General features: G+C 57.5%; 11 protein-coding genes. 4 read left to right on the top strand and 7 right to left on the bottom strand.

Annotated elements, in window-relative coordinates:
- Positions 1–137 precede the first annotated feature (137 nt).
- The 4 genes from upp to DWB63_RS00170 all read left to right on the top strand — a co-directional run bounded on the left by upp (position 138) and on the right by DWB63_RS00170 (position 4044).
- Positions 138–764, top strand: coding sequence for a uracil phosphoribosyltransferase (gene upp, locus DWB63_RS00185; RefSeq protein WP_128326785.1), 627 nt, complete (start codon positions 138–140; stop codon positions 762–764).
- 101 nt (positions 765–865) lie between these two features.
- Positions 866–2236, top strand: a complete 1371-nt coding sequence (locus DWB63_RS00180; RefSeq protein WP_128326784.1) for a uracil-xanthine permease family protein — start codon at positions 866–868, stop codon at positions 2234–2236.
- Between the two features lie 129 nt (positions 2237–2365).
- Complete coding sequence (locus DWB63_RS00175) at positions 2366–3124, top strand: glycosyltransferase family 2 protein (protein WP_128326783.1); 759 nt, start codon at positions 2366–2368, stop codon at positions 3122–3124.
- 92 nt (positions 3125–3216) lie between these two features.
- Entirely contained in the window at positions 3217–4044 is an 828-nt protein-coding gene (locus DWB63_RS00170; protein ID WP_128326782.1) for a mechanosensitive ion channel domain-containing protein, read from the top strand.
- Between the two features lie 324 nt (positions 4045–4368).
- Here DWB63_RS00170 and hisA read toward each other — a convergent pair whose 3' ends face one another.
- The 7 genes from hisA to guaB all read right to left on the bottom strand — a co-directional run bounded on the left by hisA (position 4369) and on the right by guaB (position 11149).
- Entirely contained in the window at positions 4369–5097 is a 729-nt protein-coding gene (hisA, locus tag DWB63_RS00165) for a 1-(5-phosphoribosyl)-5-[(5-phosphoribosylamino)methylideneamino]imidazole-4-carboxamide isomerase (protein WP_128326781.1), read from the bottom strand.
- The gene (locus DWB63_RS00160) at positions 5094–5747 is read right to left on the bottom strand and encodes a hypothetical protein (RefSeq protein WP_128326780.1); all 654 of its coding nucleotides are present in this window, start codon (positions 5745–5747) and stop codon (positions 5094–5096) included. Before DWB63_RS00160 ends, hisA begins: the two co-directional genes overlap by 4 nt.
- Positions 5747–6328 carry an imidazoleglycerol-phosphate dehydratase HisB gene (gene hisB / locus DWB63_RS00155; protein ID WP_128326779.1) on the bottom strand — a complete coding sequence of 194 codons (582 nt, stop codon included), beginning with the start codon at positions 6326–6328 and terminating at the stop codon, positions 5747–5749. Before hisB ends, DWB63_RS00160 begins: the two co-directional genes overlap by 1 nt.
- Positions 6329–6444: 116 nt before the next feature.
- Positions 6445–7683, bottom strand: a complete 1239-nt coding sequence (tatC, locus tag DWB63_RS00150) for a twin-arginine translocase subunit TatC (RefSeq protein WP_128326778.1) — start codon at positions 7681–7683, stop codon at positions 6445–6447.
- A 6-nt stretch (positions 7684–7689) separates the two neighbouring features.
- Positions 7690–8046, bottom strand: coding sequence for a Sec-independent protein translocase protein TatB (tatB, locus tag DWB63_RS00145; protein WP_128326777.1), 357 nt, complete (start codon positions 8044–8046; stop codon positions 7690–7692).
- 33 nt (positions 8047–8079) lie between these two features.
- Positions 8080–9624, bottom strand: a complete 1545-nt coding sequence (gene guaA, locus DWB63_RS00140; protein ID WP_128326776.1) for a glutamine-hydrolyzing GMP synthase — start codon at positions 9622–9624, stop codon at positions 8080–8082.
- A gap of 70 nt (positions 9625–9694) precedes the next feature.
- Positions 9695–11149, bottom strand: a complete 1455-nt coding sequence (guaB, locus tag DWB63_RS00135; protein ID WP_128326775.1) for an IMP dehydrogenase — start codon at positions 11147–11149, stop codon at positions 9695–9697.
- Between the last annotated feature and the right edge of the window lie 18 nt (positions 11150–11167).

Genomic DNA, 11167 nt, shown 5'->3' with positions numbered 1-11167 from the left:
ATTTGATTTTAGGCAATCGCCTATAAAAAAATTGGGTCTTGACCCAGCCTGTCCATCGGCATAGAAAAAGGAAATTTTGCGCAATTGAAACTTTCTTTAAATACTATCAAAACCCATAAGCCAAAGAGAGGCGAACCATGGCCTTACACCTGGTAGATCATCCGCTCATCCGACACAAGGTCGGATTACTACGCGAGCATGACATTTCCACCAGCCATTTCAGAACCTTGGCAAACGAAATCACCCGACTTCTGACCTATGAAGCCACCAAGGACTTCGAGACCGAGAAAAGAACAATACAGGGGTGGGCAGGCGACGTTGAAGTCGATTCCATCAAGGGAAAGAAAGTCACCGTGGTGCCCATCCTGCGTGCAGGCCTGGGCATGATGGACGGCGTGTTCGACATGATCCCCGGCGCCAAGGCGTCCGTTGTCGGCTTCTACCGCAATGAGGAAACCCTCAAGCCGGTACAGTATTACGTCAAGCTCGCCAACAATATCGAGGAACGCACCGCGCTGATCCTCGACCCCATGCTGGCCACAGGCGGCACCCTGGACGCCACCATCCGCCTCTTGAAGGACGCAGGCTGCAAGTCCATCAGAGGGTTGTTCCTGTGCGCAGCACCGGAAGGCATCAACCGTATCCTTGCCGACCACCCGGATGTGGACATCTACACCGCCGCCGTTGACGAAAGGCTCAACGACATCGGCTACATCATCCCCGGTCTCGGCGACGCAGGGGACAAAATCTTCGGCACCAAATAGGTAGAAGGCACGCATCACAGCGTGCCTTTTTTTGCGGCATTTATAGAGGGGTATTTGAATTGGAGCCGGGGGGCTCCGCAACAAGGAGGAGTTGGTAAATTATGAGTGACGTGCATTCCACCGAGTACAATTTCAAACCAAAAGACGCGCTGCTCGGCGCGCAGATGCTGTTCGTCGCATTCGGCGCGCTGGTCCTGGTGCCGCTGCTGACCGGGCTGAACGCCAACGTGGCCCTGTTCACCGCCGGTGCCGGAACCCTGCTGTTCCAGGTCATCACCAAAGGCAAGGTGCCCGTATTCCTGGCATCGAGCTTTGCTTTCATCGCCCCCATCATCTACGGCGTGCAGACCTGGGGCATCCCGTCCACCATGTGCGGCCTGTTCGGCGCGGGCATTCTCTACGTGATCCTCAGCCAGCTCATCCGCATCTACGGCTCCGACATGCTCCGCCGCGTGCTGCCGCCCGTGGTCACCGGCCCGGTCATCATGGTCATCGGCCTGATCCTGGCCCCGGTGGCGGTCCACATGGCCATGGGCCGCACCGGCGACGGTTCCGCATGGCTCGTGCCCAACACCACCGCCATGATCATTGCCGGGGTGGCTTTGATCACCACCGTTTTCGCCTCCCTGCTCGGCAAGGGCTGGATCAAGCTGATCCCCATCCTGCTCGGCATCGTGGCCGGATATGTGACTTCCCTCATCCTGGACATCACCGGCTTCACCTCCGCCCAACAGGCCGTCTTTGATCCGGGCACCCTCCAGAACTGGACAGCCCCGACCCTGGTCAGCTTCAGCAAAATCGCCGAAGCCCCGCTCCTGGCCCTGCCCAAGTTCACCTTCCCCACCTGGAATCTTGAAGCCATCCTGTTCATCGTGCCCGTGGCCATAGCTCCGGCCATCGAACACTTCGGCGACGTGCTGGCCATCGGCGGCATCTCCGGCAAGGACTACGTCAAGGACCCTGGCATCCACAAGACCCTGCTCGGCGACGGCCTGGCCACCTCCCTGGCAGCCGCCCTGGGCGGCCCCCCGAACACCACCTACTCCGAGGTATCCGGCGCCGTGGCCCTGACCCGCGCCTTCAACCCGGCCATCATGACCTGGGCGGCCATCACCGCCATCATCCTGGCCTTTGTCGGCAAGCTTGGGGCTGTCCTGAACACCATCCCGGTGCCGGTCATGGGCGGCATCATGATTCTGCTGTTCGGTGCCATTACCGTCATCGGCATCAACACGCTGGTGCGTGCTGGCAACGATCTGATGCTGCCTCGCAACCTGGCCATCGTGGCCATCATCCTGGTATTCGGCATCGGAGGCATGAGCTTCGACCTGATCATCGTCAAACTCGGCGGCATCGGTCTGGCCGGCATCGTGGGCGTGGCCCTCAACCTCATCCTGCCCTGCAAGGACTGCAACGAGCCTCTGCCCGACGAAGTCAACCCCGTCGGACCGGATCACCACACCGACCTCTAGGCCAACAACCCTCCAAGCCCCCTCTTCGAATGAAGAGGGGGCTTTCCTTATATGACTGCCTGTTTGGGTTTTCCGATGGACCGAATTGTGGATAGCGGCTATGATGCGCCAACTTAAGGAGATATTGTCATGCGCGAAACAGTGACCGGACTGGTTCTGACATTCAACGGCGAACGCCTACTGGAAAAATGCCTCAAATCCCTGGATTTCTGTGACCAGCTACTGGTGGTGGACTCCGAATCCACGGACCGCACCCGCGAAATCGCCGAACAGTGCGGGGCGCGTGTCATTGTCCGCCCCTGGCCGGGACCGGTGGACCAATTCAAGTTCGCCCTGGGCGAGGTCAGCTCCACCTGGGTCATCTCCCTGGATCAGGATGAACTCCTGACCGATGAACTGCGCGACAACATCGTCGATAAGCTGAGTAAAAAGGAACGGGTAGCCGGATATTATGTCCCAAGAAGTTCCTTTTATTTCGACCGGTTCATGAAACATTCCGGCTGGTATCCGGATCATCTGTTCCGGGTCTTCCGCGCCGGAAAGATGGATGTTTCGGCCTCGGGAGCACACTACCGTTTCAAACCGCGCGGCGAGACCATCAAGCTCAAGGGCGATATCCTGCACTACCCCTACGAGTCCTTCCATCAGCATATGGAGAAAATCAACTACTACGCCGAGGAAGGCGCAGCCGCCCTGCGCGAAAAGGGAGTTTCCGGCGGCGTGGTCAAAGCCCTGCTCCATGCCAAGATGCGTTTCATCAAACTCTACCTGCTCAAGCTCGGCTTCCTGGACGGCACCCCAGGACTGTGCAACGCCCTGGCCGGTTTCTACTACACCTTCCAGAAATATATCCGGGTCGAAGAGACCAAGAAGTGGGGCGACACATAAGTATTCGCGTTAAAAGAAAACATCTTTTCGTTCTTCCTACCGTTGTGCTATAGAATTTCCGACCGCATTTTTATCCCGTTATCGGAGGAACCATGGATTATAATTTTGAATCTCTCGTTGAAACCCTGATCTTCTATGTCACCGAATACGGCGTACGCATCCTCATTGCGCTTGTCATATTCGTTGTCGGCCGCATGGTTGCCCGCACCCTGGCCAAGGCTTCCCAAAAAATCATGCTCAAGGCCAATGTTGACGAGACCCTGAGCACCTTCCTGAAAAACATCGTGTTTTACGCCCTGCTGGCAGCGGTGGTCATCGCAGCCCTGGGACAGGCAGGCATCAACATCACCTCCTTCCTTGCAGTACTCGGCGCCGCCGGTCTGGCCATCGGCCTTGCCCTCAAGGACTCCCTGTCCAACTTCGCAGCTGGCGTCATGCTCATCCTGCTCAAATTCTTCAAGAAAGGCGACTATGTCACCGTAGGTGGAGAATCCGGCACCGTCACGACCATCAACATCTTCAACACCGTGCTGACCACCCCGGACAACAAGGTCATCACCGTGCCCAACTCCGCAGTGCTCGGCGGCACCATCACCAATGTCACGGCCAATGACACCCGCCGGGTGGATCTGGTCATCGGCATCGGCTATGACGACGACCTGCTCAAGGCCAAGCAGGTGCTTCAGCGAATCGTTTCCGAAGAACCGCGGGTCCTGGCCGAACCCGCACCGCTGATCGAGGTACTGGAACTGGGCAACTCCTCAGTGAACTTCGTGGTCCGCCCCTGGTGCAAAACCGGCGACTACTGGGGCGTCTATTTCGCCCTGACCGAAAAAGTAAAGCTGGTCTTTGACCAGGAAGGCATCTCCATCCCCTACCCGCAGCAGGACGTGCATATCTATCCTACCGATAAAGCCTAGCCCCTACACCATACACGACCCTCAAAAAGCCCCTGGAAACAGGGGCTTTTTTGGTGCCTCCGGCGGCCAGAGGGATAACTTTTAAAAAAGTTTCCCCTCTGGACTCCTCTTCCAAACTTTTTGTGTGCCTTCGGCAAGGGGGCACGGGCACGACAGGCAAGCCCGGCTCAGACGAGCCGGGCCTTTGTTCTCGGTAAATTCCGCGAAGCGGTATAAAAAGTTTGGGCAAAGGAGGGGATGGGGGTCCTCCCCTTCCCCAGGCCGCCGGAGGCCAAAAAAAAGCCCTCGCAAATGCGAGGGCTTTTTAATTTGATCAAAAGGAGACTACTGGGCATCAATCCAGGCGTTGGCCTCTTTGACGTCCAGGGTGCCCACATAGATGGCCCGGCCGGATATGGCCCCTTCCAACCCCTTGCGGGAAAGCGGATACAGATTCTTGATGTCTTCGAGAGTGTGCACGCCTCCGGCCGCAATGACCGGCACGGACGTTTTGGAGCACAGGGACGCCAGGGCATCGAGGTTGACGCCGGTCTGCATTCCGTCGCGAGAGATATCCGTATACACGATAAAGCTGATGCCGTCGGCTTCCAGACGGGGCAGGACATCATCGATGGTCAATCCGGCATCTTCGACCCACCCCTTTGTCTTGAGCTTGCCGTCCACTGCATCCAGCGATACGCCTATGCGCCCGGGCAGGGCCTTGCACAGGTCGGAAAAGAGGTCGGGTTCCTCAAGGGCCATGGTCCCGATGATCAACCGATGCACCCCGGCCTCCACATACTTTCTGGCCGTTTCGATATCACGAATACCGCCGCCGAGTTGAACCGGGATATCGATCTCGGAACAGATGGACTTGATCAAATCAAAGTTCTTGGGCACGCCGGAAAACGCCCCGTCCAGGTCCACGACATGCAGGAAACGCGCGCCGAGTTCAACCCAGATACGAGCCTGGGCCACCGGATCGGAGCCGAATACGGTGACCTCGTCCTCCTTGCCCTGTGCCAGGCGGACGCATTCACCGTTCTTGATATCAACAGCGGGAAAGAGAATCATAATCCGAGTTCCATGAGCTTTTCGTCCATGCCGTCCTGAGCCAGGCGGGTGGCAGTCACCCACTTGCCGCCCCGGGCAGCAAACTTGTTCGCCTTGTAGAGATCTTCCAGCAGGGACTTCTGGGTTTCCTCATAACGGGAACGGAGCATCCGTTCCTGCTTCACGTCGATGAGATAAAAATCAATGGCCACCGAGGCAGGCGTTTCCACGCCACCGGAACTGCCCACTCTCTCACGCCAGGTGGTGAGTTGCGGTACGAGCAGATAGTCCGCCTGGATGCACTTGGCCACGCTGAGCCAATACTTCCATGCGGATACCCGGGGTTGACCGGATTCCTCGAACACAACCACGTCCTGGCACTGCCGGATGGCATCGGGCGTGATGTAGTCGAAAACCTGATGTGCCTGCAAGGTGTCCGCTAGAACCATGTTCAGGGTTTCCATGGTGCCGTCAGGTGCTGGTTTGCCCTCTTCATCGAGGTACCCGGCCAGCAATTCCCAATTGTAGACGGGATTGGTAAACCCGGCCACGGCAAGCCTGCCCTCGGGACGGGGCACGGCAGCCGAACGCGTGGATTTGCCGCAACCTGCCAGGGACAAAAGAGACAGACACAATACAGCCATTGCGAAAAAGACAGCATAGCGTTTCATCAGTCGAGACTCCCTTTGGTGCTGGAAACACCCTTGCGTCCGATGGTTGTCGCGTGGGCCAGGGCCAAACCCAAGGCCTTGAAAGCGGCTTCCAGCAGATGATGACCGTTTTGGCCATATTCAAATTTGACGTGCAGGTTCATGCCTGCCTTGTAGGCGAAGGATTTCAAAAATTCGCGCCAGACATCCTTCTCGTCATTGGCGATGATATCAGGCAGCAGCGCGTCATCATAGACGATGTAGGGACGGCCGGAAAGATCAAGCACCACTTCGGCCAGGGCTTCGTCCATGGGAACTTTTGCCGATGCCACCCGATTGATGCCCTGCTTGTCGCCGAGCGCTTCGGCAAGGGCCTGACCAAGGCACAGCCCGATGTCCTCAAGGCTGTGGTGGGAGTCGATCTCGAGATCGCCCTTGCAGGAAAGGGTCAGATCGAACCCGGCCCAGAACCCGCACAGGGTGAGCATATGGTCCGCGAACCCGATGCCGGTATTCACGTTCACCACACCCTCGCCGTCCAGGTTCAGCGTCAATTTGATATCTGTTTCTTTGGTGGTCCTTGCGACCGACGCCTGGCGCATAGCGCACTCCTTTCACGGTAGAAATTGACCTTCACACCTATGCATATAGGAAAAGTCTAGAAAAATAAACCGGGCAGGTTCAGCCTTTTTCGGCTCACCTGCCCGGCCATGAGAGTCTATTTCTGACCAGCCCCTGCTTCGGCTTTTCCGGCTTCGGCTGCTACTGCATCCATTTCCGCCTGAACTCTTGCTTCCTCCTCGGCCTGCTTCTTGAGATGACGCTTCTCCTTCTTGCCGAAGAAATAGGCCACCCAGATACCGAGCTCATACAGTATGATCAGCGGTCCGGCCATGAGGCACTGAGTGAACGGGTCCGGCGGCGTCAATATGGCGGCCACGACAAATCCAATGAGAATGGCGTACTTGCGCTTCTTTCTCAGGCCGGCCGAAGAGACCATGCCCAGACGGGCCAGGAAGAATATGAAAAGCGGCAATTCGAAAACAAAACCGAAAGCGAACAGGAGTTTCAGGCAGAAGCTCAAATATTCGTTCAGCTTGGGTGTAAACTGGATACCTTCAGTGGCAAATCCGGCAAAGAATTCAAAACCGAAGGGAAAGACGACGAAATAACCGAACAGGGCGCCGGTGGTGAAGAACAGCGCCGAGATGACGGCCATGGGGATCATCCACTTGCGCTCATGCTCGTAAAGACCTGGCGCGATGAAACCCCATATCTGGGCAAAGACATAAGGGCTGACCAGGAACAGACCGGCCACTATGGAAATGAGGATATGCGAAAAGAACGCTTCCGCAGGATAGGTGTACTGGAAATGCCCTTCCTGGGCCAATTGCATAAGCGATTTCTGCAGCCCCTCCATGAAGAGCGGCAACTGTTCGGTATGCTGGAAGCCTTTTTCTGCAAGCACGGCACCCAAGGCACGGCCCAAATCCTCGTAAAAACCCGGAGTCAACATGGGATTTTTCGCAGCCTGCTGCTGGAACACCTTGAGCATCGGCTCCATGAGGATGTTGAACATCTGCTCGGCAAAGGAATAACAGGCCACCATGCCGATGGCGATGGCGATGAAAGAACGCGTCAGGCGAATGCGCAGTTCTCCGAGATGATCGAGCAGGGACATATGCCCCTCCTCTTCCTTCTCCTGACTCTCCTCCTCGTCCGTCTCTTCGGACGATTCCGGGTCTCCAGAAGCAGTCCCGTCGCCGCCCGGAGTGCTGTTGTCGCCACCCCCGCCGCCGGTCAAGGGCTCTTCGTGTTCCTCCACGGCTTCGGGCACCACAGGCACACCCTGATCGTAGAGTTCGGGGTCGGCACCGGGGTCGTCAGTAGGATCGACAGGGGTCTCTTCCACAAGCTCTTCTTCAGGAGCCTTCACGTCATCTTTTTCGGAGCTCATGCGAATCTAGGCCTTGTTCTCTTCGGGTGCGGTCTCTGGAGCGGCTGCAACAGGCTCGCCCTGCCCCTTTTCCTGCCCAGCTTCTTCAGGTGCAGACTCTGCTGCCACAGTCGTTTCAGCTTCCTGCTTGGCCTTTTCCGCCTTGCGGCGGGCCAGCTCGGCCTCGACTTCCTGCTTGCGGGCTTCGCTCTCCGCCTTGGTGACCTCGTCGTCCAGGGTCGACTTGACTTCATTGCCCACGCGCTTGAACTCGGCCACCCCCTTGCCCAGCGAGCGGAGCAGCTCGGGCAACTTCTTGGGACCGATGACGATGAGCGCCACCACGCATATGATCAGTAATTCAGGTCCACCTATTCCAAACATGTATTCACCTAAAATCCAGTTGAGTCTTTAGGATTATTCCCACTCGATGGTGCTCGGAGGCTTGGAGGAAATATCGAGAACCACACGATTGACGCCTTTGACTTCATTGATGATCCGATTCGACATGCGGGCCAGAACCTCGGACGGCAACCGGGACCAGTCAGCAGTCATGGCGTCAAGGGAATCAACGATACGCAGGGCAATGACGTTCTCGTAGGTGCGGCCGTCGCCCATGACACCCACGGTCTTGAGCGGCAGGAGCACGGCAAAGCCCTGCCAGACCTTGCGGTACCAGTCCGAGGCGACCATCTCGTTCTGCACGATGCGGTCGGCCAGACGCAGGATTTTCAGGCGCTCCTCCGTCACTTCGCCGATGATGCGGATGGACAGCCCCGGTCCCGGGAACGGTTGACGCCAGATGATGTGCTCGGGCAACCCGAGTTCATATGCCGCGCGGCGCACTTCGTCCTTGAACAACTCGCGCAACGGTTCCACCAGCTTGAGATTCATCTTCTCGGGCAAGCCGCCCACGTTGTGATGGGACTTGATGACCGCAGAGGGTCCCTTGAAGGATTCGGATTCGATGACGTCCGGGTACAGGGTGCCCTGGCCCAGGAATTCCACGCCCTCAATGGCCTTGGCCTCGCGGTCAAAGACCTCGATGAACTTGTAGCCGATGAGTTTGCGTTTCTTTTCCGGGTCTTCCACGCCCTTCAGATCAGACAAGAACTCGTCGGCCGCATCGACCAACTTGACGTTCAATTCGAAGTGCTCGGCCAGAAACGCGATCACTTCCTCTTTTTCGCCCATCCGCAGCAGGCCGTTATCCACGAAAATGCAGTGCAGGTTCTTGCCGATAGCCTTGTGCAGCATGACCGCAGCCACGGTGGAGTCGATGCCGCCGGACAGGCCGAGCACGACCTTGGCGTCGCCCACCTGCTCCTTCAGGGCCTCGATGGTGGTGTCCACGAAGGAGGCCATGGACCAGGATGCCTCAAGCTCCGCCACCTTGAACAAGAAATTCTGGATGATGGTGGAACCGCCCACTGTGTGGGCCACTTCGGGATGGAACTGCAAGGCGTAGATCTTCTTTTCGACGTTGCCCATGGCACCGAACTCGATGGAATCGGTCTTGCCCATGGGGACGAACCCCTCGGGAAGCGCTTCCACCCGGTCGCCGTGGGACATCCAGACGGTCAGGTCGTCCTTCTCGTCAATGCCGTCAAACAGAATGCAATCATTCTGCGCCATGAACTTCGCACGACCGTATTCGCGGTCGGTGGAAGCCACGACCCTGCCGCCGAGGTTGTGAGCCAAAAGCTGCATTCCGTAGCAGATGCCGAGCACCGGAATGCCCATGTTCAGGTATTCCATGTTCAGATCCGGGCAGCCGCCTTCCAGCACGCTGGACGGACCGCCGGACAGGATCAGCGCGGAAGGTTTAAATGCCTTGACCCGCTCGGGATCGACGTTGCAGGGATGAATTTCCGAATAAACCCCGGCCTCGCGCACTCTGCGCGCGATCAGCTGGGTGAACTGACTGCCAAAATCAAGGATAAGTACTCTATTGTCGTGCATGAGTTTCTCTCTAATTCACAATGAGACAAATGAAAAGACGAATTAACTTCCCGTGATGTCGCACCGGGGGTTAACCATCGCCACGGTAGTTCGGAGACTCCTTGGTGATGGTCACGTCATGGACATGGGATTCCCGCAATCCTGCCGGGGAAATCTGGACCATCTGGGACTTCTCGTACAGGTCCTGAATGGTGGCTGAACCGGTGTAGCCCATGCCGGAACGAAGCCCTCCGATGAACTGATACAGGGATTCACCCACTTTGCCGCGGTAGGGAACCCGGCCCACGATTCCCTCAGGCACCAGCTTCTTGGACTTCTCCTGGAAATAGCGATCGGAGCTGCCCTTCTTCATGGCGTCGATGGAACCCATGCCGCGATACTGCTTGTAGGTACGGCCCTGGTACAGGATGGTCTCGCCCGGCGATTCTTCGGTACCGGCCAGAACCGAACCCATCATGCAGGTATTGGCACCCACGGCCAGGGCCTTGACCACGTCGCCGGAATACTTGATGCCGCCGTCCGCGATGATGCACTTGTCCGCTTCACGGGCTGCCCGGTTGGCCTCCATGACCGCCGTGATCTGCGGCACGCCCACACCGGCCACCACGCGAGTGGTGCAGATGGAGCCCGGACCGATGCCGACCTTGACCGTATCCACGCCCGCCTCGATCAGGGCCTTGGCCCCGTCATACGTGGCAATATTGCCGCCGACGAGCTGCACCTGCGGATACGCTGCACGCAATTCGCGAACGGATTTCAAAATATTTTCGGAATGCCCATGTGCGGAATCAAGCACCAGGAAGTCGGCCCCTGCATGCAGAAGCGCCTCGGACCGGCTCAGGCAATCCTTGCCCACGCCGATGGCCGCACCCACCAGAAGACGGCCCCGGGAGTCCTTGACCGCATCGGGATACTTCTTGTCCTTTTCAATGTCCTTGATGGTAATCAACCCCTTGAGGCGGTTGTCCATGTCGACAACGAGCAGCTTTTCGATGCGATGCTGATGCAGCTTGCGCTTGGCCTCCTCCGTCTCGATGCCCTCGGGTACGGTGACCAGATCGCGGGAGGTCATCAACTCGGAAACCAATGCATTGTCGTCCTTGACGAAACGGATATCGCGGTTGGTGATGATGCCCACCAGGAGATCGCCCTTGACCACGGGCAGGCCGGAAATGCGGTATTCACTCATAATCGCCTTGACCTTGGCCAGGTCATCGTCAGGATGGACGATGATGGGATCTGTGATCATGCCGGATTCGGATTTCTTGACCCGGTCGATTTCACGGGCCTGCTCGCGCACGGACATATTCTTGTGAATAACGCCGACACCGCCGTGACGGGCCATGGAAATGGCCATGCGGGACTCGGTGACCGTGTCCATGGCTGCGGAAATCAGCGGAATGTTCAATTTGATTTCCGGTGTAAGGTATGTAGAGACGTCCACAGAGTCGGGCAGGACATTGGAGTAACCCGGCAACAACAACACGTCGTCGAAAGTAAGGGCCTTATCAATTATTTTGCTCATGTCATTCCTCCAGAGCGT

The sequence above is a fragment of the Pseudodesulfovibrio sp. S3 genome, assembly GCF_004025585.1.
GTDB lineage: Bacteria > Desulfobacterota > Desulfovibrionia > Desulfovibrionales > Desulfovibrionaceae > Pseudodesulfovibrio.
This window is presented reverse-complemented; position numbering and strand designations above follow the sequence as displayed.

Bases quoted from the DNA above. Each gene is read 5' to 3' on its own strand.
- guaA (WP_128326776.1), bottom strand. From the start codon at position 9,624: ATGCACGACAATAGAGTACTTATCCTTGATTTTGGCAGTCAGTTCACC.
- upp (WP_128326785.1), top strand. From the start codon at position 138: ATGGCCTTACACCTGGTAGATCATCCGCTCATCCGACACAAGGTCGGA.
- tatB (WP_128326777.1), bottom strand. From the start codon at position 8,046: ATGTTTGGAATAGGTGGACCTGAATTACTGATCATATGCGTGGTGGCG.
- hisA (WP_128326781.1), bottom strand. From the start codon at position 5,097: ATGATTCTCTTTCCCGCTGTTGATATCAAGAACGGTGAATGCGTCCGC.
- guaB (WP_128326775.1), bottom strand. From the start codon at position 11,149: ATGAGCAAAATAATTGATAAGGCCCTTACTTTCGACGACGTGTTGTTG.
- hisB (WP_128326779.1), bottom strand. From the start codon at position 6,328: ATGCGCCAGGCGTCGGTCGCAAGGACCACCAAAGAAACAGATATCAAA.
- DWB63_RS00160 (WP_128326780.1), bottom strand. From the start codon at position 5,747: ATGAAACGCTATGCTGTCTTTTTCGCAATGGCTGTATTGTGTCTGTCT.
- DWB63_RS00180 (WP_128326784.1), top strand. From the start codon at position 866: ATGAGTGACGTGCATTCCACCGAGTACAATTTCAAACCAAAAGACGCG.
- DWB63_RS00170 (WP_128326782.1), top strand. From the start codon at position 3,217: ATGGATTATAATTTTGAATCTCTCGTTGAAACCCTGATCTTCTATGTC.
- tatC (WP_128326778.1), bottom strand. From the start codon at position 7,683: ATGAGCTCCGAAAAAGATGACGTGAAGGCTCCTGAAGAAGAGCTTGTG.
- DWB63_RS00175 (WP_128326783.1), top strand. From the start codon at position 2,366: ATGCGCGAAACAGTGACCGGACTGGTTCTGACATTCAACGGCGAACGC.